Source organism: Celeribacter baekdonensis (genome assembly GCF_003047105.1).
Lineage (GTDB): Bacteria > Pseudomonadota > Alphaproteobacteria > Rhodobacterales > Rhodobacteraceae > Celeribacter > Celeribacter baekdonensis_B.
Window position 1 is genome coordinate 1,050,911 of record NZ_CP028475.1, and the last position, 26,650, is coordinate 1,077,560.

Annotated in this window: 25 protein-coding genes, 3 pseudogenes and 1 other annotated feature; of the genes and pseudogenes, 17 read left to right on the plus strand and 11 right to left on the minus strand. The window is 58.2% G+C overall.

All coding sequences use genetic code 11. The annotated features are described in order from the left end of the window. The first annotated feature begins 72 nt into the window (after positions 1–72). Both DA792_RS08680 and DA792_RS08685 read left to right on the plus strand, forming a co-directional pair. Positions 73–1,239: a protein-glutamate methylesterase/protein-glutamine glutaminase gene (locus DA792_RS08680; RefSeq protein ID WP_254679698.1), complete on the plus strand. Its 1,167-nt coding sequence runs from the start codon at positions 73–75 to the stop codon at positions 1,237–1,239. Continuing rightward, entirely contained in the window at positions 1,151–1,594 is a 444-nt protein-coding gene (locus DA792_RS08685) for a chemotaxis protein CheD (protein WP_254679699.1), read from the plus strand. The genes DA792_RS08680 and DA792_RS08685 overlap by 89 nt, the downstream gene beginning before the upstream one ends. 91 nt (positions 1,595–1,685) lie before the next feature. Here DA792_RS08685 and DA792_RS08690 read toward each other — a convergent pair. Beyond that, a pseudogene (locus tag DA792_RS08690) lies at positions 1,686–1,841 on the minus strand (integrase core domain-containing protein); the annotation flags it as partial. 53 nt (positions 1,842–1,894) lie between these two features. On the opposite strand from DA792_RS08690, the pseudogene DA792_RS08695 reads away from it, so the two are divergent. Beyond that, a pseudogene (locus DA792_RS08695) lies at positions 1,895–3,160 on the plus strand (IS3 family transposase). Further along, positions 2,220–2,336: a sequence feature (AL1L pseudoknot), on the plus strand. It overlaps the preceding pseudogene by 117 nt. Positions 3,161–3,396: 236 nt before the next feature. Here DA792_RS08695 and ndk read toward each other — a convergent pair. Further along, positions 3,397–3,819 (minus strand): nucleoside-diphosphate kinase, encoded by a 423-nt coding sequence (gene ndk, locus DA792_RS08700; RefSeq protein ID WP_107719602.1) that lies wholly within the window; start codon positions 3,817–3,819, stop codon positions 3,397–3,399. A 142-nt stretch (positions 3,820–3,961) separates the two neighbouring features. Between ndk and DA792_RS08705 the strand changes: the two genes are divergently transcribed. The 3 genes from DA792_RS08705 (at position 3,962) to DA792_RS08715 (ending at position 7,127) form a co-directional block, all read left to right on the plus strand. Then, positions 3,962–5,830, plus strand: coding sequence for an ABC-F family ATP-binding cassette domain-containing protein (locus DA792_RS08705; protein WP_107722627.1), 1,869 nt, complete (start codon positions 3,962–3,964; stop codon positions 5,828–5,830). A gap of 12 nt (positions 5,831–5,842) precedes the next feature. Beyond that, a complete protein-coding gene (locus tag DA792_RS08710) occupies positions 5,843–6,463 on the plus strand; it encodes a MarC family protein (RefSeq protein ID WP_107719603.1) in 621 nt (206 codons plus the stop codon). An 85-nt stretch (positions 6,464–6,548) separates the two neighbouring features. Beyond that, positions 6,549–7,127, plus strand: a complete 579-nt coding sequence (locus DA792_RS08715; protein WP_107719604.1) for a retropepsin-like aspartic protease family protein — start codon at positions 6,549–6,551, stop codon at positions 7,125–7,127. A 31-nt stretch (positions 7,128–7,158) separates the two neighbouring features. Here DA792_RS08715 and DA792_RS08720 read toward each other — a convergent pair whose 3' ends face one another. Beyond that, entirely contained in the window at positions 7,159–7,611 is a 453-nt protein-coding gene (locus tag DA792_RS08720; protein ID WP_107719605.1) for a DNA polymerase III subunit chi, read from the minus strand. A gap of 6 nt (positions 7,612–7,617) precedes the next feature. Continuing rightward, a pseudogene (locus DA792_RS08725) lies at positions 7,618–9,083 on the minus strand (leucyl aminopeptidase). Positions 9,084–9,283: 200 nt separating this feature from the next. Here DA792_RS08725 and DA792_RS22765 point away from each other — a divergent pair. The 11 genes from DA792_RS22765 (at position 9,284) to DA792_RS08775 (ending at position 19,090) form a co-directional block, all read left to right on the plus strand. Then, positions 9,284–9,982 (plus strand): LptF/LptG family permease, encoded by a 699-nt coding sequence (locus DA792_RS22765; RefSeq protein ID WP_254679649.1) that lies wholly within the window; start codon positions 9,284–9,286, stop codon positions 9,980–9,982. Further along, positions 9,982–10,404 carry a hypothetical protein gene (locus tag DA792_RS22770; RefSeq protein ID WP_254679650.1) on the plus strand — a complete coding sequence of 141 codons (423 nt, stop codon included), beginning with the start codon at positions 9,982–9,984 and terminating at the stop codon, positions 10,402–10,404. Before DA792_RS22765 ends, DA792_RS22770 begins: the two co-directional genes overlap by 1 nt. Further along, positions 10,401–11,498 carry an LPS export ABC transporter permease LptG gene (lptG, locus tag DA792_RS08735; RefSeq protein ID WP_107719606.1) on the plus strand — a complete coding sequence of 366 codons (1,098 nt, stop codon included), beginning with the start codon at positions 10,401–10,403 and terminating at the stop codon, positions 11,496–11,498. Before DA792_RS22770 ends, lptG begins: the two co-directional genes overlap by 4 nt. Before the next feature lie 3 nt (positions 11,499–11,501). Further along, positions 11,502–13,709 carry an LPS-assembly protein LptD gene (locus DA792_RS08740; RefSeq protein ID WP_107719607.1) on the plus strand — a complete coding sequence of 736 codons (2,208 nt, stop codon included), beginning with the start codon at positions 11,502–11,504 and terminating at the stop codon, positions 13,707–13,709. A gap of 174 nt (positions 13,710–13,883) precedes the next feature. Then, positions 13,884–15,203 carry a peptidylprolyl isomerase gene (locus DA792_RS08745; RefSeq protein ID WP_107719608.1) on the plus strand — a complete coding sequence of 440 codons (1,320 nt, stop codon included), beginning with the start codon at positions 13,884–13,886 and terminating at the stop codon, positions 15,201–15,203. Then, positions 15,200–16,198 (plus strand): 4-hydroxythreonine-4-phosphate dehydrogenase PdxA, encoded by a 999-nt coding sequence (gene pdxA, locus DA792_RS08750; RefSeq protein WP_107719609.1) that lies wholly within the window; start codon positions 15,200–15,202, stop codon positions 16,196–16,198. The genes DA792_RS08745 and pdxA overlap by 4 nt, the downstream gene beginning before the upstream one ends. Then, positions 16,195–17,037, plus strand: coding sequence for a 16S rRNA (adenine(1518)-N(6)/adenine(1519)-N(6))-dimethyltransferase RsmA (rsmA, locus tag DA792_RS08755; protein WP_107719610.1), 843 nt, complete (start codon positions 16,195–16,197; stop codon positions 17,035–17,037). The genes pdxA and rsmA overlap by 4 nt, the downstream gene beginning before the upstream one ends. 13 nt (positions 17,038–17,050) lie before the next feature. Then, the gene (locus DA792_RS08760) at positions 17,051–17,479 is read left to right on the plus strand and encodes a VOC family protein (protein ID WP_107719611.1); all 429 of its coding nucleotides are present in this window, start codon (positions 17,051–17,053) and stop codon (positions 17,477–17,479) included. 185 nt (positions 17,480–17,664) lie between these two features. Continuing rightward, positions 17,665–17,913: a PepSY domain-containing protein gene (locus DA792_RS08765; protein WP_107719612.1), complete on the plus strand. Its 249-nt coding sequence runs from the start codon at positions 17,665–17,667 to the stop codon at positions 17,911–17,913. A 66-nt stretch (positions 17,914–17,979) separates the two neighbouring features. Further along, on the plus strand, positions 17,980–18,534 hold the full coding sequence (locus DA792_RS08770; RefSeq protein WP_107719613.1) for a cytochrome b/b6 domain-containing protein: 555 nt from the start codon (positions 17,980–17,982) through the stop codon (positions 18,532–18,534). 34 nt (positions 18,535–18,568) lie between these two features. Next, complete coding sequence (locus tag DA792_RS08775; RefSeq protein ID WP_107719614.1) at positions 18,569–19,090, plus strand: helix-turn-helix transcriptional regulator; 522 nt, start codon at positions 18,569–18,571, stop codon at positions 19,088–19,090. 107 nt (positions 19,091–19,197) lie between these two features. Here the strand turns inward: DA792_RS08775 and DA792_RS08780 are convergent, their stop codons facing one another. The 7 genes from DA792_RS08780 to DA792_RS08810 form a co-directional block, all read right to left on the minus strand. Next, on the minus strand, positions 19,198–19,872 hold the full coding sequence (locus DA792_RS08780; protein WP_107719615.1) for a DUF4167 domain-containing protein: 675 nt from the start codon (positions 19,870–19,872) through the stop codon (positions 19,198–19,200). Positions 19,873–20,322: 450 nt separating this feature from the next. After that, entirely contained in the window at positions 20,323–21,213 is an 891-nt protein-coding gene (prmC, locus tag DA792_RS08785; protein ID WP_107719616.1) for a peptide chain release factor N(5)-glutamine methyltransferase, read from the minus strand. Further along, positions 21,210–22,259: a peptide chain release factor 1 gene (gene prfA, locus DA792_RS08790; protein ID WP_107719617.1), complete on the minus strand. Its 1,050-nt coding sequence runs from the start codon at positions 22,257–22,259 to the stop codon at positions 21,210–21,212. Before prfA ends, prmC begins: the two co-directional genes overlap by 4 nt. 58 nt (positions 22,260–22,317) lie before the next feature. Beyond that, positions 22,318–22,740, minus strand: a complete 423-nt coding sequence (locus DA792_RS08795) for a DUF1499 domain-containing protein (RefSeq protein WP_254679653.1) — start codon at positions 22,738–22,740, stop codon at positions 22,318–22,320. 1 nt (position 22,741) lies between these two features. Then, complete coding sequence (speB, locus tag DA792_RS08800; RefSeq protein WP_107719619.1) at positions 22,742–23,707, minus strand: agmatinase; 966 nt, start codon at positions 23,705–23,707, stop codon at positions 22,742–22,744. A 255-nt stretch (positions 23,708–23,962) separates the two neighbouring features. Beyond that, complete coding sequence (locus DA792_RS08805) at positions 23,963–24,553, minus strand: outer membrane protein (RefSeq protein WP_107722628.1); 591 nt, start codon at positions 24,551–24,553, stop codon at positions 23,963–23,965. 208 nt (positions 24,554–24,761) lie between these two features. Further along, positions 24,762–26,609: an ABC-F family ATP-binding cassette domain-containing protein gene (locus DA792_RS08810; protein WP_107719620.1), complete on the minus strand. Its 1,848-nt coding sequence runs from the start codon at positions 26,607–26,609 to the stop codon at positions 24,762–24,764. Positions 26,610–26,650 lie beyond the last annotated feature (41 nt).

Here is a 26,650-nt window from a genome sequence, read left to right on the forward strand (position 1 = left end):
ATTCAACAATTGGTTAAACGGGAGTTATGTGTGAAACCGCTACGTGTCTTGATTGTCGATGACTCAGTGACCATGCGTCGCCTTATTCGGTCTATACTAGAAGCCGATTCACGTCTTGAGGTGATCGCGGAAGCTGGCACTGCGCGTGAAGCCCGCGATGCCGTAAATACCTACCGACCAGATGTCATGACGCTTGATATCGAAATGCCGAATATGAGCGGCCTTGAATTCCTTGATCGGCTGATGCGTCACCGGCCTATGCCGGTCATCATGGTGTCTACCTTGACTCGAAAAGGAAGCGATGTCGCTGTTGAAGCCATGTCTTTGGGGGCCATTGATTGTGTGGAAAAGCCGAAGGTTGGCGCGAGCGAAGATACGTTTTCCAAATTGGCCGATACGGTCGTTCTCGCTGCTAGGGCGCGGGTGTCCGGGCCACGCCCCAAAAAACAGAATGTCTCTCCACGTCAAAACCGATCGTTTCAAAGGATCTGTTTGATCGGAGGGTCTACTGGAGCGGTAGATGCCATTGAACGTACCTTGCAGAGCTTTCCATCGGATTGCCCTCCGACCCTCATTACACAACACATGCCGGAGCCGTTTCTTGTGAGTTTTGCTGCTCGCTTAAACCCATTGGTTGCCCCGGACGTTCGACTGGCGGTTGATGGAATGCCACTGATGCCTGGTCAAGTCCTTATAGCGCCCGGAGGCGCCTATCATCTCAACGTTGAGGGAACCTCTTCGCTGCGCGTTAAGCTCTATGAGGGGCCCTTAGTGTCAGGGCACAGGCCATCGGTGGATTCAATGTTTTTGTCGGCGCGCCATGTTGCCCATAAAGCTGTCGCAGGGATTTTAACTGGGATGGGGCGCGATGGAGCCGAAGGCATGAGGGCGCTACGAGACGCGGGGGCCAAAACACTTGGTCAAAGTAAAGAAACCTGTGTTGTTTTTGGAATGCCCGAGTTGCGGGCGAACTGGGGGCAGTGGAAAGATGGGCGGACCTTGATAAATTTGGACAAGAGCTTTTGCAGCTTGCTGAAATTCCCGTCGGTGCGAGGGCAGTATGACCACAATTTCACAGAAAAATGCTTCAGGAAAATCGACTTATATTGCCCAGGGAGAATACGCGATTGGGGATACAGAAGAGGTTGTTATTTCAACAATATTAGGGTCATGCGTTGCCACTTGTCTTTGGGATCCGGTTGCCGGTGTTGGAGGGATGAACCATTTTCTACTTCCTGATGGTCCCTCATCGCGTAACGATGTCAGTTCATTTGGTGCAAATGCCATGGAGCTTTTGATTAATGGTTTAGCAAGATCAGGGGCCGTGCGTGGTCGACTTCGCGCCAAAGTTTTTGGTGGTGCAGAGATGTATAAAGGTTTGACCAATGCCGGCACTGAAAATGGAGTGTTTGTTCTGTCTTACTTGAAAAGAGAAGGCATTCCTTGCGACAACCAAAGTCTGGGTGGCACTCAAGCGCGACGGATCGAATTTATTCCAGCATTAGGAAAAGTGAGACAAAAGCTGGTCGCTGATGCCCGAGTGGTTGAAACGGTTCCACAACCAGAAAAAACAAATGATATTGAATTGTTTTAGAGGTTTTTGGAAACGGCATGTGTCAATTATGTGTCCCGTCTTCCTGTCTAACGGTAATCCCCCCATTTTTAATGGGGCCCAGCCGTAGACTTCAGGCGGCTGTTTTCAGTTTCATAGCGGGTGTGATACCGCCGATGCCCGTGTTGGGGCGGTCTTTGTTGTAAGTCCAGAGCCATTGCGTGGCCTGATCTTGGGCCTCCTCGAGGGTTTCAAAGATGTATTGGCTGAGCCATTCGGCCTGAACTGTGTGAATCGCTCCGGTTTCACCGGAGACCATCAACTTAAGTAAGGATGATGGTTATGACAAAAAGCAAAATGGCAAATCGCTACTCGCCCGAGGCCCGCGCACGAGCGGTCAGGATGGTGTTTGAACATCAAGGCTCTTATGAGACGCAGGCGGGCGCGATTGCGGCCATTGCACCCAAAATCGGCTGTATTCCCCAGACCTTGAGCGGATGGGTCAAGCAGGCTGAGAAAGACAGCGGCATGCGCGACGGCGTGACAACCGAAGAGCGTGATCGGATCAAAGCGCTCGAACGTGAGGTCCGCGAGCTGCGCCAAGCGAATGAGATACTGCGCAAGGCGTCAGCGTTGACCTTGTCACTCGGACCAATGGCGTTCCAATGGTCAACTTTGCACAGACGGAGCTCGACCGCCCACTGAAGCGATGATCGCCTTCATTGAAGACCAGCGTGTTGTCTACGGCGTCGAGTCGATCTGCAGGGTTCTGCCGATTGCGCCGTCAACTTTCTATCATAAGCGGGATACAGAGCTCCGCCCGGAAATCAAACGTGTCTGGGATGAGAACTACCAGGTCTACGGGGTCCGCAAGGCGTGGTATCAGCTGAAACGCGAGGGCTTTACGCTTGCACGTTGCACGGTGGAGCGCCTGATGAAACAGATTGGCATCCGTGGTGCTGTGCGTGGGAAGGTTATCAAAACAACGGTCCCGGGCACATCCGTGCCCTGTCCACGAGACAAGGTGAACCGCGTGTTCCGGGCACCTGCGCCGACCCTGCTCTGGGTCAGCGACTTCACCTACGTGTCGACCTGGCAGGGCGTCCGGCATGGTCCTCGGACCGATGGCGGCCTCATGCCGAACTCTATGTGGCTTTTGTCATCGATACCTTTGCTGATCGCATCGTCGGATGGCGGGTCTCACGATCTGCCAAAACAGATTTTGTCCTCGATGCTCTCGAACAAGCCCTTCATGACCGGCGTCCTGTTCAGGAAGGAGGGCTGATACATCATAGCGATCGCGGTGGGCAATATTTGTCCATTCGGTATACCGAGCGTTTGGCAGAGGCTGGAATTGAACCGTCAGTCGGTAGCGTTGGGGACTTGTATGACAACGCCCTCGCTGAGACGATAAATGGGCTCTACAAAACCGAACTGGTTCACCGGCAAGGCCCGTGGCGTAACATGCAGGATCTGGAAATGGCGACACTCGGCTGGGTCGATTGGTTCAACAACAGACGTCTGCTCGGACCTATCGGAAACATCCCACCAACAGAGGCTGAACAGAACTTCTATGCACAGCGCGACGTGCTCGATATGGCCGCGTGAAATGAAGCTATAGGTCTCCGGTAAAACCGGGGCGATTCACAGTGCCCCACCGATGGGGATTGAGGTGATCTTGGATGCGATTGGCACCGGGCTAAAACGCTGATCTGCCCTGCATCTTCATTGCAGCCCAAAATACTCAGCAGCCCAAAATACTCAATCGCCCCCGAACAAACAAAAAGACCGCCCCAAATGGAGCGGCCTTTTGTCGTCTCATAGTCTGTCAAAAGCCTGTGGCCTTAGCCAACCAGTTCGAGACCCGCAAAGAAATACGCGATTTCTGCCGCAGCGGTTTCCGGCGCGTCGGACCCGTGCACGGAGTTTTCACCAACAGAGAGCGCGAACTCGGCGCGGATCGTGCCGGGAGCGGCGTCTGCCGGGTTGGTGGCGCCCATGATTTCGCGGTTTTTCGCAATGGCGTTTTCACCTTCAAGAACCTGAACCACAACCGGCTCGGAGATCATGAAGTCACACAGTTCGCCAAAGAAAGGACGGTCTTTGTGGACACCGTAAAATTCTTGCGCCTGAGCGAGGGTCATTTGAATACGCTTGGATGCGATCACGCGCAGGCCAGCTTCTTCGAATTTCGCGACGATGGCGCCGGTCAGGTTGCGTTTGGTGGCGTCGGGTTTGATGATGGAGAAGGTGCGCTGGATAGCCATGGGAGAGACCTCTTGGATCGGTTTTTAAGGAAACCGGGCACAAGCGAACCCGCACCCGAAGATTGCGCGCCGGATAGCACGGGGAGCCGCCTTTGAAAAGCGGTGATTGACCTTCGCCGCAGTCTCAGGCATGGCTCGCCACATGTTGAAAATTCGCGATATCACCTACTCCGTTGACGGCCGCACTCTGATCGAGAATGCCTCCGCCACCATTCCCACCGGCCACAAGGTCGGGATTGTCGGACGCAATGGCGCCGGCAAGACCACCCTGTTTCGCATCATTCGGGGCGAATTGGTCCTGGAAGGTGGCGTGATCGAGATGCCCGCCCGCGCCCGCATTGGCGGCGTGGCCCAAGAGGTGCCGGGCAATGAGGTCTCGCTGGTGAACACGGTGTTGGCCGCGGATGTCGAACGCGAAAGCCTGATGGCCGAATCTGAAACCGCGACCGACCCGCATCGGATTGCTGAAATTCAGACCCGTTTGGCCGATATCGACGCCTGGTCCGCCGAAGGCCGCGCCTCTTCGATTCTCAAAGGTCTGGGCTTCACCGAAGAAGAAATTCACATGCCCTGCTCCGCCTTTTCCGGCGGCTGGCGGATGCGCGTGGCGCTGGCAGGCGTGTTGTTCTCACAGCCCGACCTTCTGCTCCTCGATGAGCCGACCAACTACCTCGATCTTGAAGGCGCTTTGTGGCTGGAAAGCTACCTTGGTCGCTACCCACATACCGTGTTGTTGATCTCCCACGACCGTGCCCTTTTGAACCGCGCCGTGGGCGGTATTTTGCACCTCGAGAGCAAAAAGCTGACGCTCTACACCGGCGGCTATGATGATTTCGCCAAAACCCGGGCCGCGCAGCGCGCGGTTCAGGCGGCCGCCGCGAAAAAGCAAGACGCGGCGCGCGAGCATCTTCAGAGTTTTGTGGATCGCTTCAAAGCCAAGGCTTCGAAAGCGAAACAGGCGCAATCTCGCGTTAAGATGCTGGAAAAAATGGAAAAAATCACAGCGCCCGAAGATGCGGCGCGGGTGGTATTCTCCTTCCCAGAGCCCGAAGAACTGTCGCCGCCGATCATCAACATGGAAAATGCATCCGTGGGCTATGATGGCAAACAGATCCTCGGCAAGCTCGATCTGCGCATCGACCAAGACGACCGGATCGCGCTTTTGGGCCGCAACGGCGAGGGCAAATCGACGCTCTCGAAACTCTTGTCCAACCGCCTCGCGCCGATGGGTGGCAAGATGGTGCAACATAACAAATTGCGCATCGGGTTTTTCGCCCAACACCAAGTGGATGAGCTCTATCTCGATGAGACGCCGCTGCAACACTTGCAAAGCGCCATCCCCGGCATGTTGGGGCCAAAACTGCGCGCCAAATTGGCCGGTTTCGGCCTTGGCGCGGATCAGGCGGACACCGAGGTCGGGCGCTTGTCCGGCGGCCAAAAAGCGCGTCTGTCGTTGCTTCTGGCCACGCTTGACGCGCCGCATTTGTTGATCCTCGATGAGCCGACCAACCACCTCGACATCGAGAGCCGCGAGGCGCTGGTTGAGGCGCTTACGGCCTATACCGGCGCGGTTGTTTTGGTCAGCCACGACATGCATTTGCTGTCGCTTGTGGCGGATCGACTGTGGTTGGTGAAAGACGGTCGGGTTGCCCCCTATGAGGACGATCTGGACGCCTATCGCCGCCTGTTGTTGACCGGCGATGACAAGCCGAAAGAGGCCAAAGCCAAGGCTGCCAAACAAGCGGCCAAACAGGCCGCCCCGGCGAAAAAAGCCAGCCGCGAAGACATCCAAGCCTTTAAGGCCGAGATTCGCAAATGCGAGGAGCGCGTTGGCAAGCTCAACGAGATGAGCAAGAAATTGCAGATCAAACTGGCCAACCCGGCGCTTTACGAAGACAAAGAGGCGGCGGTGATTTGGCAAAAGAAATATGCCGAAGTGGTCGACGCGTTGGAACGCGCGGAATCTCTTTGGATGGATGCGCTTGAAAAACTAGAAAAAGCAAACGGTTAAGACAGGTTTTTGATGGAGATTCAAACCCTCATCACCGCGTTTTTGACCCTGTTCGTGATCATTGATCCGATCGGGCTTGCGCCGCTGTTTGTGGCACTCACCCCCGGTGCATCGGCGGCGCATCGGCGGGCTGTGGGCCTACGCGCGGTGACGATTGCCTTTGTGATCCTGACGGTGTTTGGCCTGTTTGGCGATCACGTCCTGACCTTTGTCGGCATCTCCATGCCCGCCTTTCGCATCGCGGGCGGGCTTTTGCTGTTTTTAACCGCGCTTGAGATGCTGTTTGAAAAGCGTTCGAAACGGCGCGAAGAACATGCGCAGCACCCTGAACATCAGCCGGTCGAAGACCCGTCGGTCTTTCCGTTGGCCACGCCGCTTTTGGCGGGTCCGGGGGCGATTACGTCGATGATCTTGTTGATTGATCAGTCCAATGGCGTCAGCGGCGTATTTTTCGTTTTGGGCGTGTTGCTGGCCGTGCTTTTGGTGGTGCTGTTTTTCTTTGTGATGAGCACCGCGATGGAGCGGATTTTGGGCGCGACGGGCATCAATGTGGTGACACGGCTGATGGGGATGCTCTTGGCCGCACTCTCGGTCCAGTTCGTGATCGACGGGCTCAAAGCGGTGTTCTTGTAAAAATCGCCTGACATTTACCTGATAGTTGCGTGACTGGTGCCTGTGTAGCGCTGACAAATCCGAAAACACACCCTATCTATAGAGCATGGACAGCTTTGACACCGCCCGCATTCTCTATCTTTCGCTCCTTTTGGGGGTGGTTGGATTTTATTATATCGTCGCCAACCGCCGCAATATGGGGCAGCTTTTGCGCCATGCGGCCCTTTGGGCGCTGATTTTTATCGGCGCGTTGGCGGCGGTGGGACTTTGGCAAGACGTGCGACCACGCCTTGCCCCCGCGCAAATTATCCGCGGTGATGGCGTGATTGAGGTCGATCGCGATCAAAGCGGGCATTTTTCGCTGACCGCGCTGGTCAACGGCGCGCCGGTCGCGTTTTTGATCGACACCGGTGCCTCCAACGTGGTGCTTTCGCTCAAAGACGCCGAACGCGCCGGGATCAATGTCGACGATCTGACCTTCACCGGCCGCGCTCAAACCGCCAATGGCACCGTGCGCACCGCCCCGGTCAAGATCGACACATTGAGTTTGGGCGGCATCCAAGACGACCGGGTCCGCGCCTATGTCACCGATGGCGATTTGTTTGGCTCACTCTTGGGGATGGATTACCTGCGCCGCTATGATCACATTGAAATCAAACAGGATAAGTTGATTTTAACCCGCTAATTTGACCCGCTAAGTCAGGCACCGAAAAGCGTCATGCGCTTTCGGCCTTCTTTTCCCATCTGCCACTTTCCTCGGACCAATATTGCGCCTGCGCGCCTGCGCCTGTCAGCGATTTCCATTGCACCCGTGCCTGTTGCACCGCTTCCGGGTCGTGGCCGTCAAACAGGATACAGACCCGGTCCGCACGCGCGACCTCGTCGGCGCTGACCTCGGCACCGCCGACACTCATGATGCAGGAGGCCCGGTTGGTCCCAGAAGCCAGCGTCAAAAGCACGGGCTGATCGGCATCATGCGGCCCATTCGCCAAACCATGCGGCAAAAACCCGTCGCGCGCCCAAAGCGCGGTATCAAGTACCGCAAGCATCTGTTCCGAGCGCCCCCGGACCTCAACCCGCCAGCCTGCCGCGAGAGATTTCTCCGACAGGCTGGCCAGGGTGACGACCAGAGGCGCTTGGGTGAGGTGATAGAAAAAGGCAGCGCCCATAAGGGATTAAGCCTCTTTATTCATGTCATCTACGAGGCGATTGAGCGCCAAAACACCCCAACCAGTCGCGCCTTTGGGGGCCAGAGTGGTCGGAGATTTCACCAAAGCCACGCCCGCGATGTCGAGGTGAATCCAAGGGGTTTCGTCTTTGACAAAGCGTTTGAGGAATTGCGCCGCCGTGATCGAGCCCGCCGCCCGGTCGCCGACGTTTTTCATATCGGCAACATCGGATTTGAGCATTTTGTCGTAGTTCGCGCCCATCGGCATCCGCCATGCGCCCTCGCCCTCGGCGCTGGCCGCTTTGAGAAACGCGTTGCAGAACGGATCGTCGTTGGAGAAAACGCCCGCGTTCTCATGGCCAAGACCGATGATGATGGCACCGGTGAGGGTGGCCAAATTGACCATGGCGCGAGGCGCAAAGCGGTCTTGAGCGTACCACAGCACATCGGCCAAAACCAAACGGCCCTCGGCGTCGGTGTTGATGATCTCAACTGTGTCGCCTTTCATCGAACGCACCACATCGCCCGGACGGGTCGCGTTGCCATCGGGCATGTTTTCGACGATGCCGACGATGCCCACCACATTTGCGGCAGCTTTGCGCAGGGCCAGTGATTTCATCACGCCCGCGACAACACCCGCGCCGCCCATGTCCATGGTCATGTCTTCCATGCCCCCGCCGGTTTGATCGAAATCCCGCCGGTGTCAAACACCACGCCCTTGCCAACAAGCGCCAAGGGGGCCTCATCTTTGCCCCCCTTCCATTGCATCACAACCACTTTCGACGGGCTGGTCGACCCTTGGCCCACGGCCAAAAGCGTGCGCATTCCGAGGGCTTCGAGATCGGCCTCTTCCAGCACTTCAACCTCAAGACCCAAGGTTTCCAAGGCTTTGAGGCGATTGGCGAATTCTGTGGTGTTGAGGATGTTGGACGGCTCCATCACCAGATCGCGGGTGAAGAACACGCCGTCGCTCAACGCCTCAACCGTGGACAAATCGACACTCTCCGGTTTGGTCACGGCAATCGTCACTTCGGGAATGTCCTTGGCCGGGCCATCGCCCATATGATCGGAGAATTTATAATGCTTAAGCGCCACGCCCAAAGCCAGCTCTTCGACGCGTTTCACACTGCCGGGCAGCACCAAAACGCCCGCTTTGGTGACCGCACCGCCAATTGTGGCACCTGCCTTGCGCGCCAATTCAACAGAGGCCTGATTGGACAGTTTCACCACCTGAACCGCCTCCGCCTCCATCCCCGCCGGATAGGCCAAATCCTTGGCCTCGCCTTCGGCCATCTCCTCAAAAGCATCGCTTTCCACGAACCGCGCCAGCGCGCCTTTGCTCAAACGGTTGATGCGGCGGGCGGCTTGGCCGAGCGTGCCCTCCGGGCTCACCACAACGGCAACACGCCCGGTTGCGGCGGCGATGGCATCAAGATCAAGGGCAACAACGGTCAGCTTAGCGGGTTGGGTCATCGGGAATCCTTTGTCGAATATGTCGCGTCTGTGCCGATGGGACAGCTCACCGTCCCTTTGGCGCTCGCACTATAGGTAGACCTCAAAGGCGGCGGTGACCAGAGCGAGATTACGGGTTTCTCCCGCCCTCACGGCGCGATAAAGTCCGCGCAATCTGGTTGTGGCTTTGGGGAACGCGTTTGGGAAGATTCGACAAATACATGCTTCAGCAATTGCTGATGCTGTTCGGGTTTTTCTCGCTCGTCCTGGCTTTGGTGTTCTGGGTCAACAAGGCGGTGAGCCTGTTGGACTGGCTCATGGGCGACGGCCAATCGGCTTCGGTGTTTTTGCAACTCACGCTGTTGTCGCTGCCAACGATCTTGGTCAATCTATTGCCGATCGCGGCCTTTGCCGCCACCGTCTATGTGACCAATCGTTTGTCGGCAGAATCGGAATTGGTGGTGGTTCAGGCCGCTGGCTATTCGCCCTATCGCCTGGCCCGTCCGGTGGTGTTTTTTAGCCTCATCGTCGCGGCAATGGTGGCGATTTTGTCCCATGTTCTGGTGCCGCTCTCTGTGCAAGAATTGGACATGCGCCGGGGTGAGATCGCTCGCGATGTCACCGCGCGCCTGCTCACCGAGGGCACATTTGTTCATCCCACCAAGGGCATCACCTTTTACGTACGCAACATTTCGGCGGCGGGCGAATTGGAAGACGTTTACCTGTCCAACAGTCGCGATGCGAGCCAGCGCCAAAGCTTCATGGCCTCCCGCGCCCTGATCGTCAAAGGTGATGGCACCGCGGGCAACGACGCGCCGATGTTGTTGATGTTTGATGGCATGGCGCAGACCTATGAACTTGACAGCAAACGCCTGTCTGTCACTCGATTTGACCGGTTTGCCTATGGGCTTGGGGCTTGATGACCACCCCAACAACTGGCGCGCGCTCAATTCGTGCGACCACCACATTTGATCTGTTGCGCGCCAGCCCGGCGCTACAAGCCGATACGGGGCTGACCCCAGAAGCCATGATCGCCGAGGCCAATATGCGCATGAACAAGGCGTTTCAAAGCATCGCTATCAGCCTGATCGGCTTTGGCGCGTTGATCGTCGGCGGATTTTCGCGCTTTGGTCTGTGGCGACAGATTTTGATCGCCATCGTGCTTTTGGTCGTGGTGAAATCCATCGACAACACGCTCGAAGGCATGATTGACGCCAATGCCCGGCTTTGGCCATTCCGATATGCCGCCACGCTTTTGGGGCTTGGGATTTCTTGGGCCTTACTGTGGAAAGCGGCCCATCCCCGGTTGCGACGCGCGCCCGCTCAGGGAGAAACGGCATGAGGCTTGATCTCTATTTCGCCCGCCGGTTTTTACGGGCCTTGTTGATCGTGATTGCCGCCTTTGCCGGGCTGATCGTGATGGTTGAAAGCCTTGATCAAATCCGCAATTTCTCCGGTGTTGATATTGGATCGGCGGCGATTTTCTCCATGGCTTTGCTGCGCCTGCCACGCACGATTTACGATATTTTACCGATCATTGTGGTGATTGCGACATTGGTGTTGTTTCTGGGCCTGGCGCGCTCCTCGGAACTGGTCGTTGCGCGGGCCTCTGGCCGTTCGGCAATGCGCTCTTTGTTGCCACCCGTGGTGGTGGTGTTTGTGTTCGGCCTCTTGTCCGTTGCGGTGTTGAACCCCGTGGCGTCAACCACGGGGCGCACTTATGAAACCCGCGAAGCGCTTTATCTCAAAGGAGAACGTCAGGTATTTTCCGTCTCGGACGAAGGGCTATGGTTGCGTGAAGGTTCACAAGACGGCCAAATGGTGATCCGTGCCACGCGCTCCAATCTGGATGGCTCCGAATTGTTCGACGTCAGCTTTATCGGCTTTGCCAAGGCGGGATTGCCACTTTATCGGATCGAGGCCGAAGAAGCGCGCATTGAAGACGGGCGCTGGCTGCTTGAAAACGCCAAACGCTGGCCTCTTGAGGGTGCGGCCAACCCGGAAGCGGCGGCGACCTATCACGACACTCTGACGCTGAACACCACGCTGACGCTTGAGGAAATCCAAGACCGGTTTGGCACACCTCAAGCCGTCTCAATTTGGGATATGTCAAGCTATATCAAAAAGTTGGAAACCGCAGGTTTTTCGGCGCGCAGCTACAAAATGTGGCTGCAAAGCGAATTGGCCCTGCCCTTTACCTTTGTCGCCATGCTGTTGATCGGGGCTGGGTTCACCATGCGCCACACCCGGCTGGGGCGGACCTCAACCTTGGTGGTCACCGCGATCATTTTGGCCTTTGGCTTTTTCTTTCTACGCTCTTTCGCGATCATTTTGGGGCAAAACGGGCTTTTGCCAATCTCTTTGGCGGCATGGGGCCCACCGATGGCGGTGATCTTTGCCTCTCTTGCGCTGCTGCTGCATTTGGAGGATGGATAGGCCATGACTGTCTCATCTCCTCTACCCAAGCGCCCGCTGCGCCCTGCCCGTCTGGTTCTGGCTTTGGCCATGAGCTTGGGCTTTGGCATGGCGTTATCAGAGGCGCAAATCGGTGCGGCCTTGGCCCAAGACAGTCCAGACACCCAAGCCCTGCCCACAGCCCTTTTGGCCGACAGTGTCAGCTTTGATGGCACGCTGTTGATCGCCACCGGAGCAATCGAAGTGATCCAAGGCACGGCGCGTCTGACGGCCAGCCGGATCACCTATAATCAACGCACCGGACAGCTGCAGATCGACGGCCCGATCCGTCTGACTGACGGTCGCGGAGACACTGTGATTTTGGCCTCAAGCGCCGATCTCGACACCGCGCTTCAAAATGGCATCATGACCTCGGCCCGCATGGTCATTGATCGCCAGTTACAACTCGCCGCCAATCGACTTGATGTTGTGGACGGGCGCTATCTGCGGTTGTCACAAACGGTGGCTTCGACCTGCGAAGTCTGCGCCGCCCATCCTGTGCCCTTGTGGGAAATCCGCGCCCGCGAAGTGATCCACGACAGCGAGGCGCATCAGCTTTATTTCACCAACGCGCAATTGCGCATCGCCGATGTCCCGGTGTTGTGGTTGCCCCATCTGCGCGTCCCCGATCCCACGCTCAAACGCGCGCGCGGCTTTTTGATCCCAGAGTTGCGCACGGATTCCACTTTGGGCACAGGGATTGAAACCCCTTATTTCATCCCTCTGGGTGACAGCCGCGATCTGACGATTTCGCCTTATATCGCAACCAAAACCACCACGCTGGGCCTGCGCTATCGCCAAGCCTTTGCCCGTGGCGATCTCGACGTGAACGGCGCGGTGAGTTCGGATGACACCCGCGATGGCCTGCGCGCGTATCTATATGCCCAAGGCACATGGCATCTGGGCAATGGTTTTGAATTTGGCGCCGATCTGCGCGCCGCCTCCGACATTGCCTATCTGGTGGATTACGGCATTTATGATGGTGATTTCCTCCCCTCGAAACTGACCCTGACGCGCTACACAAAAGGCGAAGCTTTTGATGCGCAACTGATCCACATGCGGACGCTGCGCGCCGCCGATTTGGGGATCGAGGACACGTTGCCGTTCTTTTTGGGCGAGGTCATATATGAGCGTCGGGTCGATCCGAGCGCGCTGCCCGGCGTTTTGAGCTTTGGCCTCTCCGCCTCCTCGTCCTATCGCGATTCAGAGGTCGATATCGACGGCTATGACGTCTTGCGTCTTGGGGCTGAGGCGGCTTGGATCACCAGCGCGGTGTTCGGGCCGGGGCTGAAATGGGACAGCACCGCCGCCGCCTATGTCGATGCCTACGCGATGCATCAAAACTCAGCCTATGAGGACACCGTCACCCGGTTCACCGGATCGTTTGAGACAAAAGTGAGCTGGCCCTTGACCCGCACCACGGCGACAGGGGCTTCTGAGGTGATCGAACCGATGATCCAACTGGGTTGGTCGGACAGCGTGGGCGGTGAAGTCCCCAACACCGACTCGACCCTTGTTGAATTTGACGAAGGCAATCTGATGACCCTCGCCCGCTTTCCCGGTGCCGATCGTCGCGCCACTGGGGTCACGGCGGCGGCCGGGCTCCATTTTGCCCATTACGCCGAGACCACTCAATATGCGATCACCCTTGGACGGGTGCTCTCTCTCGACGACAGCACCGAATATTCCGCCGCGTCCGGTCTTTCGACCGCGCAATCGGATTGGTTGCTTGGGGCCTCTGTCGCCTTTGACGCGGGCCTTGAGACCAGCCTTGCCTTGCAAAGCCGGAGCCTGTTTGACGATGACTTTGATCTGACCAAATGGGAAACCCGCCTTGATTACATGCGGCCCCGCTACACTCTTGGCGCCTCCTATGCCTATGTGGTGGCCGATGCGATGGAACATCGCGACACGGCGCTCAATGAGTTTGGCTTTGATGGCTCTTTCCGATTGGCCAAAAACTGGTCCGCCAACCTCGAATATCTTTATGATTTCACCGAAGATGAGGCGACGCGCACCGGGCTTGGCCTTCAGTTCGAAAATGAATGCGCCCGTGTCCGTTTCAAGGTCTCGCGGCGCTATTCCGACACCGAAGCCCTTGATCCCACCACCAGCTATTCCCTGTCCATCGGCTTTGGGGCCTATGGGGCAAACGGCAAAAAGGACACGAGCTGTGGCTTTGGGGCGCTCTAAATCCACGCATACGTTGGCGCATCGGCAGGCGCGCGACCCGGAGCAACATGGTGGGCCAAAAGGGTCGGACAATCTGGGCCACGCAATCCGCTTGGCCCGCACGACGAAACCTCTTAGAAAGAGGTCAGACGCCACACGCAGGCAAAACATAGCAGGCAAAACACGAGGCTGGGCATGAGACGTAAATTCGGGACACTCGACACATCAAAAACCGGATCCATCAAAGGCCACAGCGCAGGGTGGGGTGTGGCCACATGGCGGGCCGCAGCACACCGCGTGAGTCAACTGGCGGCCATCGCGGCGCTGACGCTTTCGGCCCTGTCTCTGACCATCACTCCGGCGTTGGCGCAAAACATGTTTGCCCCCGTCGCCTACGTCAATGACAAGGTGGTGACCCGCTATGAACTGACCCAACGCGTGGCTCTTTTGCGGGTTTTAGGTGGGGCGACCTCGGAAAAAGACGCGCTTGATGCGCTGATCGACGAACGCCTCAAAGCCGAAGCCGCAGCACGGGTGGGGTTGAGCGTCACCGACGAACAAATTGCCCAAGGTATCCAAGAATTCGCAGCGCGTGGCAAATTGCAGCCTGAACAATTCCTCAACCTGATGGCCAAAAACGGCGTTTCGGCCCAGACCGTGCGTGATTTCCTCTCGACCGGGTTGATCTGGCGCGACTATGCCCGCGGCCGCTTTGGCGCCAAGGCACAGGTCTCCGAATCCGAGATCGACCGCGCCTTGCAAAACAATGGCCCCTCCGGCGGCCTTCGCGTGTTGTTGTCTGAACTGTTCCTGCCCGCGCGCACCCCGGAAGAGACAGCAAAATCAGAGGCATTGGTCAAACAAATCGCCGCAAACCCGACGATTTCCAACTTTGCGGCCGCCGCCGCCAAATATTCGGTTGCACCGAGCCGTGAAAAATCCGGCCGCATGGATTGGGTCGCGGTAGGCGATTTGCCGCCTGCCCTGCGCTCTGCGGTGGTGGCGCTCAAACCCGGTGAAATGACCGCGCCTTTGTCGACGGGCAATGCCATTGGCGTGTTCCAACTGCGAAAAATCGCGGAGACCGATGTGGCCACGCCCAACGCCGACGCCATCGAATACGCGGCCTATTATATTGCCGGGGGCCGGTCTGAGGCCGCGCTCAAACGCGCGGCGCAGGTCAAGGCCTCGGTGGACACCTGTGACGATCTCTACGGCATCGCCAAAGGTGAACCCGAAACCGTGTTGCAGATCGACACATTGCCCGTCAAAGACATTCCCAATGACGTGGCGATTGAGCTTGCGAAACTTGATCCGGGCGAGGTCTCAACCGCGCTGACCCGTGCAGATGGGCAAACTTTGGTGTTTTTGATGATGTGTGGCCGCAGCTATGAAGCCAATGACAGTGCCGACCGCGACCAAATCCGCCAACAGCTTTTGTCGCAACGCATCGGCGCTTTGGCCGACGGTTTTGTCGCCGAATTGCGCGCAGATGCGACGATTGTGATCCCATGAGCCCGTCAGTCCCCACCGCGCCGATCGCCCTGTCTTGCGGCGAACCTGCGGGGGTTGGGCCTGAGATTGCGGTGAAAGCGGCGCAGGCTTTGGACGGCGCTGTGCCGTTTTTCTGGATCGGCGATCCGCGCCATTTGCCCCATGGTGCCCGCTTTAGCGAGATTTCCGATCCGTCAGAGGCGCATCATGTTGCCAGTGGCACTTTGGCGGTGTTGCGTCATGAGTTTCATGCCATGGCCACGCCGGGTGTGCCCGATTACGACAATGCCCAAGGTGTGATCGACGTGCTGCGCCATGCGGTGGCTTTGGTACAAACCGGCCAAGCCTCGGCGCTGTGCACCGCACCGATCCACAAAAAAGTGCTCAAAGATGGGGCCGGGTTTGCCTATCCGGGGCACACCGAATTTTTGGCCCATCTGGCGGGCGTCGAACGCGTGGTGATGATGCTGGCCTGCCCCGAGTTGCGGGTGGTTCCGGTGACAATCCACATCGCGCTGCGCGACGTGCCGGAGGCCTTTACCTCCGAACTTTTGGAAGAGACGATCCGCATCACCGCGACCGATCTAGAGAAATTCTGGGGCATTTGCGCGCCACGCATTGCCATTGCCGGGCTGAACCCGCACGCGGGCGAAGGTGGGGCAATGGGCGATGAAGAGCTTGAATGGATGATCCCATTGATCTCCCGCCTGAAGAGCGAAGGCTTTGATCTCAAAGGCCCGATGCCGCCCGACACGATGTTTCACGCCCGCGCACGCGCGGGCTATGATGTGGCGCTCTGTGCCTATCACGACCAAGCGCTGATCCCGATCAAGACCATTGATTTCGCCGGTGGCGTCAATGTCACGCTGGGTCTGCCGTTTATCCGCACCTCGCCCGATCATGGCACCGCCTTTGACATCGCGGGCCAAAACAAAGCCGACCCAACCAGCCTTATTGCGGCGCTGAACATGGCGCATGAGATGAGCCATGCCAAAAGGCAAAAGGACCACGGATGACAAGTTTTGATGGGTTGCCACCGCTGCGCGATGTGATCGAGCGGCACGGGTTGGTGGCCAAAAAATCTTTGGGCCAAAACTTTTTGCTCGATCTCAACCTGACCTCGAAAATCGCCCGGCTGGCGGGGGACCTGTCGAAATGCGATGTCTTGGAGGTCGGTCCCGGCCCCGGCGGTTTGACCCGTGGCCTATTGGCCGAAGGCGCGCGCAAAGTCTTGGCGGTGGAGAAAGACAGCCGCGCCATCGCGGCCCTCGACGAAATCTCCGCGATCTACCCCGGACGGTTGGAGGTTTTGAACGCCGATGCGCTTGAGATCGACCCATTGGAGCGCCTGAGCACCCCGGTGCGGATCGTCTCAAACCTGCCCTATAACATCGGCACCGAACTTTTGGTGCGTTGGCTGACCCCGCCAAGCTGGCCACCCTATTGGTCGTCGCTGACCTTGATGTTTCAACGCGAAGTGGCCGAACGCATTGTCGCGCAACCCGGCAGTAAAAAATACGGACGCCTCGCGATCCTAAGCCAATGGCGCACGCGAGCGAATATCGTGATGGAATTGCCGCCCGAGGCCTTCACCCCGCCGCCGAAAATCCATTCTGCCGTGGTGCATTTCGAGGCCCTGCCCAAAGCGCGGTTTGAGGCCGATCCGAAAGTCTTGGAACGCATCGTTGCCGCCGGGTTCAACCAGCGCCGCAAGATGCTGCGCGCTTCGTTGAAAGGTGCAGCCCCCGAGATCGAAGATCGCCTTGTTGCCGCCGGGATTAAACCCACCGACCGCGCCGAACAAATCTCGGTCGAGGGCTGGTGTGCCTTGGCGCGCGAAGTGGCCAAGACCTAAGCGGGAGAGCGCCATGTTTTCGCATGTGACCGTCGGAGCCGATGATTTGACCCAAGCGGCGGCGTTTTATGACGCGGTGTTGGGCGAGATTGGTATGAGACAGCGGGCGGTTGAGCCGGATGGTGGGCCTGATGCGCGCTGTTGGGTCCGCCCGGACGCGCCCTATCCCCGGTTCTACGTCTATCGGCCCTTTGATGGTGCGCCTGCACGCGGCGGAAATGGCGCGATGTTGGCCTTTGTCGCACCGTCACGCGCGGCAGTGGATGCCGCCCATGCCCAAGGGCTTTTGCACGGCGGAACGGATGATGGCGCGCCGGGTCTGCGCGCGCAGTATGCGCCGGATTATTACGGCGCCTATCTGCGCGATCCTTCGGGCAATAAGATCCACATCGTGCACCGCCCCGCGCTTTGGGACGATCTGATCGAGCGCTCACCCCGATAGGGCCCCGCACATCCGCCCCGCCAATCGCCCCCTAAACCCAAGGTATAATGGCCTCAACCATGGGCACATATCCCCCACCCCCCAACTGTGGGTCAATGGGGTTTTCTGTTTGCGCCGTCTTAGTGATCTCAGCGCCGGGCCATAGGGGTCCGGGCACAGCCACATTGATCTCTAAAGGACGACACATGTTGAAAAATATCGTTTCCGCCACCCTTCTCGCCGCCACTTTGACCACAGGCGCTTTCGCCATGGGCGCGGTCGAATTGACCGATGCAAACAAAGCCAAAATCACCGAACTGCTGACCGCTGAAGGCTATGATGTCGGCAAAATCAAACTCGAAGATGGCTACTACGAGGCCTATGCCAAAAAAGATGGCAAAAAGCTCGAAGTGCTCCTCGATGGCGATTTCACCATTGTGAAAATCCAAGACTGATCACGTCAGGGTGCGGGCGGAGCTTTCCATCCCGCACCCTTTTTTCGTTTATGAGAGGACACCGTCATGACAGAGGCCGCACCCCATCTCACCGCCGCGCCCAAGACCCGGCACAAAGTCTGGGACCCGCTCGTGCGGCTGTTTCACTGGGGCTTGGTCGGGTGTTTTGCCGCCAATGCCGTGTTTGTCGACACGGAAAGCGATGTCCACCTCTATGTCGGCTACACAATCATCACCTTGCTGACGATCCGGGTGTTTTGGGGCTTTGTCGGCACGCGCTACGCCCGGTTCAAAAGCTTTCCGCCCTCCGCCGCTGCGGCGGTGGAACAGGCCGCTGAAATGACCTCTGGTCGGGTGAGCCATCATGTTGGGCACACGCCACTTGGGGGCTTGATGATCTACAATCTCATCGGCACCTTGGCGATCATCGGCTTGTCCGGCTGGGGGATGACGACGGATTTACTTTGGGGCGTGGAATGGCCGGAGGAGGTGCATACCATCGCCGTCGATTGGGCTGAGTTCTCAGTTGTCGTTCACATTGCGGCCGTGGTGTTTGAAAGTTTCCGCACCCATGTGAACCTTCCCCGCGCGATGATCACAGGGTATAAAGACCTACCCTAAGCCCGCCCCCATGCTCCCATTGAAAGGACCCGCCATGGCGCGTTTCACTCCGGCCAAAGCCCCGGCGGCAATGATCACGCTGATTGTCATTCAGGCCTTTTGTGCGGTTTTCTTTGTCTCCGATGTTTTCACCGATCTGCAAGAGGCCGGAGGCAAACCGACCACGCATCTTTTGATCGAAGCGGTGGCGGCGACAACTTTGGTCTTGGCAATCATGTTGGAGCTTGGCTATCTGATCGACTTGGTGCAGCGCAAAGATCGGTTGGAACACAGCCTGCATGAGGCCTCACAAGCAGTGTTTGATGTGATCGAAAGCCATTTTGATCTGTGGAAGCTCTCGCCCTCTGAACGTGATGTGGCGCGGTTTTTGGTCAAGGGCTTTACCATCGGTGAAATCGCCGAATTCCGCGGCAACAAAGAGGGCACGATCAAGGCCCATCTCAATGCGATTTATCGCAAATCTGAGACCCGCAATCGCGCAGAGATGATGTCGGCGTTGATTGATACGCTGATCGACATGGCCCCGCCTTCGCACGCCCCCTCTGATCGGGCCTGAACGGCCTCAAACGCCCCCACCCTCAAAACAAAAACCCGCACAAACAAGTGCGGGTTTTATCTTTGATCACGAAACACCGCGCCCAAAGGCACGTTGTCCGATCTAAATTATTCTGCGGCTTCGGAACTGTCGCCTGTGGGCGCGCTGGCCACCTCAGCTTTGCCCTTGCCAGCCTCACCACCTGCATCGCCAGACCTGTCGTCCGTCGTTTTAGGTTTGCGCGGCGCGCGTGGTTTGCGCGGGGCACGCGGTTTTTTCGGTGCAGGGGCGGCACTTTCCGGCGTTTCCACCAATCCGGTGTCATCGCTTGCGGGCTGTTCCTGGGCGCTGCGATCAACAAAGACCACGTCGGGCTGATCGCCCTCACCGGCCACCGGGGAGGGCTGAGACACCGGCTGCGGCGCGTTCTCTGCGGCCTGCTCTTCGCGCTTGCGATGACGCTCGGCACGTTCTGCACGCTCAAGACGTTCGGATTCCTGACGGTCCCGGCGTTCTTGTTGCTCGCGCTCTTGCTGTTCGCGCTGCGCATCCATTTCTTTTTGCGCCACGCTCAACAGGCGCAGGTAATGTTCCGCGTGCTGCTGAAAGTTTTCAGCCGCCACCCGGTCATTGGACAGCTGTGCGTCGCGCGCCAACTGGTTGTATTTGTCAATGATCTGTTGCGGCGTGCCACGCACCTTTCCCTCAGGGCCGGAACTGTCAAACACACGGTTGACGATGTTGCCGACGGTACGGGGACGATTGTTGGTCTTGGACCGCGAACGGTTTTTAGAGGATCTCATACAGTATTCTCTCGAGCCTTTGTCTTCCGGGTTCTTCGGACCGGCTTATGCTAGATCGGGCTTGTCTGTCCCATGCGCTCCCCGAAATGGGAGCCCTCAACGTCTAAGCTGTGTTGGGTAACGGCGCTGGGGACACAAAGTCCTGCCAGACGCTGTTCTCAGTAACCATGTCCCACCCCTGTTGACAAGCAGTTTTTGCGCTCTTCATGGGCTAAATGCGACCGATGAGCTCTTTTCCGATGCCTCAGCGTCAGGTCGATGTCACCAGTTCGCGCCTCGGGATTATATCACGGGATCAGGTCGCAGCATACCAACGCGGCATCACAATGCAAAGCACGCGACAGATTTTCTACGGGCACGATCGGACACCATGGCACATACATGGCGCATAAGAGTTAAGATTTTCCTGACGCTTGTCCAAAAGCATCGGCTCATGGAGCCACCCCGGTGTCACTTACCCACATTGCGTCGATGCGGATTGGGCACCTGCCCGCTTACAACCCGGTCCCGTCCATCGAGATCGGCGACCACCCGCACCGCCTTAAAACCCTGCGCCAACAACAGATCGGAGACGGCCGCGCCTTGGGTCGGGCCGATTTCCAACAGGATGCGCCCACGCGGCACCAAATGCGCCCGCGCCTCGGCCACAATCGCCCGATAGGCCGTCAGCCCATCCGCCTCGTCGGTCAATGCCATGCGCGGCTCATAGGCCAGCTCGGGCGACAGATCCGGCATTTCAGCGGCGGCAATATAAGGCGGGTTGGAGACGATCAGATCAAAGTCCCCGTTGAGGCCATTCCACCAATTGGCCTGTTGAAACCGCGCCTGTTTGCCAAGCCCCAGTGTCACGCAATTGGCCTGCGCCACAGCCAGAGCGGCCTCGGACAGATCGCTGCCAAGCCCTTTGGACAAAGGGTTTTCCGCAAGCAAAGTCAAAAGGATAGCGCCCGACCCTGTGCCAAGATCAAGGACGGAGGTGAAGGGGCGTGTCAGCGCCTCTTGGATCAGGATTTCGGTTTCGGGTCGCGGGTCCAACACATCGCGAGTGACCTGAAACACCCGACCGTAAAAGGCGCGGCGACCCAGAATATGCGACACGGGTTCGCGCGCCACGCGTCGGGCAATAGCGGCCTCAAACGCGGCCTGTGCCTCTGGCGAAATTGCATCGGGCAACACCAAAGTCAGCCGATCCGAGGCGATCTCCAACACATGCGCCATCAACAGCCGCGCATCGCGTCCTGCGCCATCAATCTCAGCGGTGGCCAGCGTACGGGTGCCAAACACCAGCGCCTGCTGAACGGTCACCGCCGTGATTGCACCAGATGTCTCACCCGACGTCACTGGCCCATCTCCGCCATCAACTGCGCCTGATGATCGGAAATCAGCGCGTCAATCACCTCGTCCAAGTCACCGTTCATCACCGCGTCGAGCTTATACAGCGTCAGATTGATGCGGTGGTCGGTCATCCGGCCTTGCGGAAAATTATAGGTGCGAATGCGTTCGGAGCGATCGCCGGAGCCGACCTGCGATTTGCGCTCGCTTGAGCGCGCATCATGCAGTTTTTGCCGCTCTGCGTCATAGAGCCGCGCACGCAGCACGGTCATCGCAATCTCTCGATTGCGGTGCTGCGATTTTTCTGAGGAGGTGACGACAATCCCGGTCGGGATGTGGGTGATGCGCACAGCAGAATCGGTGGTGTTGACGTGTTGCCCGCCCGCGCCAGAGGCCCGCATCGTGTCGATCCGGATGTCATTGGCGTTGATCTCGATGTCCACGTCCTGCGCTTCGGGCAGCACTGCGACGGTGGCGGCGGAGGTATGCACCCGCCCGCCCGATTCCGTCGTCGGCACACGTTGCACCCGGTGCACGCCGCTTTCAAACTTCATCCGGGCAAAGACGCCCTGCCCTGCGATATTGGCAATGACCTCTTTGACGCCGCCCAATTCGCTTTCCTGAAGTTCGATGATCTCGAACCGCCAGCCCCGCGCCTCGGCGTAGCGTTGATACATCCGCAGCAAATCCCCCGCGAACAAAGCCGCCTCATCGCCGCCCGTGCCGGGTCGAATTTCGACGATGGCCGATCCGGTGTCGGCGGAATCTTTCGGCAAAAGCGCGATTTGCAGCGCCTCTTCGGCCTGAGGCAACTTGGCTTTGAGCACGGGAATTTCCTCAAGTGCCAAAGCCCGCATATCTGGGTCCGAAAGCATCTCTTCGGCGTCTGAGAGATCGGACAACAGGGTTTGATAGGCGTGGATTTGGTCCACCACGGGTTTTAAATCGGAATATTCCCGCCCCAAAGCCGCAATATCCCCGGTGCCTTGCGCCATGGAGGCCTCAAGGAATTCAAAACGCTCAACGATCTGGTGTAAACGGTCCTGTGGTATCATGGGGTGATCTGTTGCCCTGCAAATGCCGGAGGGTCAAGAGAAGGCGACGCAGCGCGGCTCAAAAACCCGCAGCCGCCCGCCATGCCGCCACCCGACGGCCATTGACGCCAAGATCGCCCTTGCCAAAGCGCAACCGTGCCAAAATCGCCACCTCTGCTCCGGCCTCATGCGGACGTACGGCAAGCGTGGTGAAATCCGGGAATCCCCAAAACGCGGTGCGGGTGCGATAGGTCAATCGCCCCTCCTCCACCGACCCGGCCACATGGCGGGTGCGTGGTTCGGTTTCGGCGATGGCGGCAAGACGCGCAAGGGCCTCGTCCGCCTCCATCGGCACGGTGAAAACCTCCAACACCCCGCCCGGCGCCGGGTCCGCCGCCGCAAACGGGTCGATGTGCCACCGTGACGGCACCGTGGGAGCCAGTCGCACCGCAGCTTGCAACAAGGCAAACAAGCCAATGAGAAGAAGAAGTGCGGTTTTCACGTCAAACGCCCTTTCGCCGGGTCCAACCAAACAGGCTGATGATTTCCATTGCGACATGCGCGCCCGCAATCGCCGTGGCCCCTGTGGTGTCATAGGGTGGCGAGACTTCGACCACATCACCGCCGGTCAGATGGACCCCCGCAAGGTCACGCAGGATGGCCGCTGCCTCCCACGAACTCAAACCGCCCCACACCGGCGTGCCAGTGCCGGGGGCAAAGGCCGGGTCCAGACAGTCAATGTCAAAGGTCAGATAACAGGCGCGATCGCCGACGATCTTTTTGACCTCGGTGGCGACCCAGGCCGCACCGCGTTCATGCACCATCCGCGCATCAATGATATTGACGCCCATTGTGTCCGGGTTATCAGTGCGAATGCCGATCTGGACCGAGGTTTTCGGATCAATCAGCCCGGTTTTGACAGCTTTGTAGAACATCGTGCCGTGATCAATCCGGGTCAGATCGTCATCGGCCCAGGTGTCAGAGTGGGCATCGAAATGAATGAGGCTGAGGGGGCCGAATTTTTCGGCATGCGCCTTGAGGATCGGGTAGCTGATATAGTGATCGCCGCCCAAAACGAGGCTGCCAGCCCCAGAGGACAAAATCGTGCGAATGTGGTCGGTCAGCGTGTCAGGAAAATCGGAGACCTTGGCATAATCAAAGGCCAGATCGCCGTAATCCACCACGTTGAATTCATCAAAGGGCGAATAGCCCCAACCGTAAGGCGCATCAAAAGCCTGCAACGCCGAGGCTTCGCGAATCGCGCGCGGGCCTAGGCGGGTGCCGGGGCGGTTGGTCACGGCCTGATCAAACGGCACGCCAGTGATGGCCAAATCGACCCCGCTCAGGTCTTTGGTATAACGGCGGCGAAAGGCGGACAGCGCCCCGCCAAAGGCGTTTTCAAACGCGAGCCCACGCCCCGAACCGGTGAAGGCCATATCAATTTGTGTCTTTGCGTCTTCCAATGCCATGTTGTGGCCTTTCGCTCGTCAGTCGGTCAAATGACCTGGTCGCGCCTGTTGAGCCAAGCTTGCGATACAGATCTCGGCGCAGTTTAGCGTGGCGGGCGGGCTTGGCAATCAGATGCGGTTCAATTGTGAGCCGCCACTAAAAAACCCCCGCCCTGAGATCAGGACGAGGGCTGCGACGAAAGGAAACGCGGGGAACGCCTTTCGTCACTGGGGGGAACCCAAGGGCCGCGCGAAAGCGGCCCTTCAATCCAGAGTTTAGAAGCGGAACGACACGCGCGCACCAAGCGTGGTGGCGGAGAGATCAGAACCGCTGTTGTCGAACTCGTTAAAGTCGTTTTGCAACAGTTCAACACCTGCGTTCACGTTGTCGGTCACAGCGTAATCCACACCGATACCGTAGGTCACGCCCGTGTCGGAATAGGAGGTCCCGCCGATATCAGCGTTGGCATAGGCCGCGCCGACCACACCGTAAACAAGAGTGGAACCCAAGTCATAGCCAGCCCGCAATTTCAGGCGGGTCATGTCGTCAAGCTTGGTGGTGCCATCTTCGAGTTCGGATTTGAGGTATTCAAGCTCCCCCCCCAAAACAAACTGACCAAAGTCGTAATCATAGCCGCCAAACAGGCCGTAGGTCATGTCATCGGCGTTATCGAGCGCATCATTGCCCCAACCGTAGCCAAGCGTGCCACCGGCATAAGCTCCCGTCCAATCGGCGCCAACCGGCACCACCGGTGCAGGGGTGTAAACAGTGGGCTCAGGGGTCGGCGCGGTCATGCCACCAGCAAATGCAGGGGCGGAAAGAGCCATGCTCGCGAGCACCAGAACGGAAGTTGTCATACGTTTCATAATTGTCTCCTTAACTGCCTCAGGATCGTCCAAAGGTGATGTCGTTTGCGACACCTCGATCAGGGAGATAATGGTTTTTTCATAAACAAACAGGGGGGTTACGGTCACGCCCGCGTGAGGTCTTCGTGATGGGACAAAAGACGCCGAAGGATTTGGATGTTCTGGCAGGAAGCTGCCGAAATTGGCCTCGAAAAAGAAAAACCCCGACTTAAGCGTCGGAATTTTTCTCCTCAAGCGTAAGCCATTCCTCCTCAGCCGAAGCGAGTGCCTCTTGGCGTTCGGTCAACATATCTGTGGCCTTTTTGAACTTCACCGGCTCACGCGTGAACAGGTCAGGATCGGCCAAAAGTTCGGACAATTTGGCAATTTGCGATTCGATCTGCGCCATCTCGTCGGGCAAAGCCTCAAGACGGTGCTTTTCGGTAAAGGTCAGCGCGGTTTTCGCCTTTGCCGGGGATTGCGATGTCTCTGCGGGCTTGGCATCTGCCGGTTTGCTCGCAGCCCGCTCCGCCTGCTTGGCATTTTCGCGTTCGCGCGCCTTGGCCACAGCCCCGCGTTGCGATTGATAATCCGACCAGCCGCCGGGATATGAGGTGGCCCAGCCATCGCCCTCCATCGCCACGGTTTGCGTTGCCACCCGGTCGATAAAATCGCGGTCGTGCGACACCAAAAGGACCGTACCTTCGAAATCGGTCAAAAGCTCCTGCAACAGGTCGAGCGTTTCGATATCAAGATCGTTGGTCGGTTCGTCGAGCACCAAAAGGTTCGACGGGTGCGCCATGATTTTCGCCAACAACAGCCGCGCCTTTTCGCCCCCCGACAATGAGCGCACAGGCGCACGCGCTTGGGCGTCTGAGAACAGGAATTCTTTGAGATAGCCGACCACATGTTTCGGCACGCCGCGCACCATGACCTGATCGGCCTTGCCCGACACCCGCATGTCTTTGTCCGACGTCATCGCCTCCCAAAGCGTCAAATCTTCGCGAATGTTGGAGCGGTTTTGGTCGAACACCGCCATGTCCAATTTGGTGCCGAGTTTGATCGTGCCCGTGTCCGGTTCCATCTCACCGGTGAGCATTTTCAACAGTGTGGTTTTGCCCGCGCCATTGGGGCCGACAAACGCGATCCGGTCGCCGCGCGCCACTTTGATGGTGAAATCGCGTAGGATCACCTTGTCGCCAAAGCTTTTGGAAATGCCTTCGGCCTCAACCACGCGTTTGCCGGACTTTTCAACCACTTCAAGATCCATCGCCGCCGTGCCCTGACGTCGGATTTGGCTGGAGCGCTCAGAGCGCAGCTCTTGCAGCGCCCGCACCCGGCCTTGGTTGCGTTTGCGCCGGGCCGAAATGCCCTCGACCGCCCACCGCGCCTCGGCTTTGATCTTGCGATCCAACTTGTGGCGCTGCATGTCCTCGTCGTCCCAAATCTTGTCGCGCCATTCTTCAAAGGCTTCAAACCCTTGCTCTTGGCGACGCACCTCACCGCGGTCGATCCAAAGCGTCGCGCGGGTCAGGTGATTGAGAAAAGCGCGGTCGTGCGAGATCAGCACATAGGCGGTTTTGGTCGATTTCAATTCGTCTTCAAGCCAGGCGATGGCTTCAATGTCCAAATGGTTGGTCGGCTCGTCGAGCAACATCAACCCCGGCGCTTCGGCCAACAGTTTGGCCAAGGCGGCGCGGCGTTTTTCGCCCCCCGAGGCGGTGTCCACCGGCGTCTCGGGATCAAATTTAAGGCCCTCTGCGACCATGTCGACCTTATAGGTCTCCGCCGGATCAAGCTGTGAGGCGGCAAAAGCGCCCAAAGTGGCAAACCCCGACAGATCCGGGTCCTGTTCCATATAGCCAACGGTGATCCCCGGCCCCAAAACCCGCGATCCCCGGTCCGGTTCAACCAGTCCGGCCATGACCTTGAGCAAGGTCGATTTCCCCGACCCGTTGCGTCCCACAAGGGCGACACGATCGCCCTCCTGAACCACAAGGCCAAGGCCATCAAATACGGGATCTCCCCCAAAAGTGAGGGAAATGTCGGAGAGCTGTAATACGGGTGCGCGTGCCATGGGGCACCGCTACTGTGCGCCGCACGAAAGGTCAACGGGGA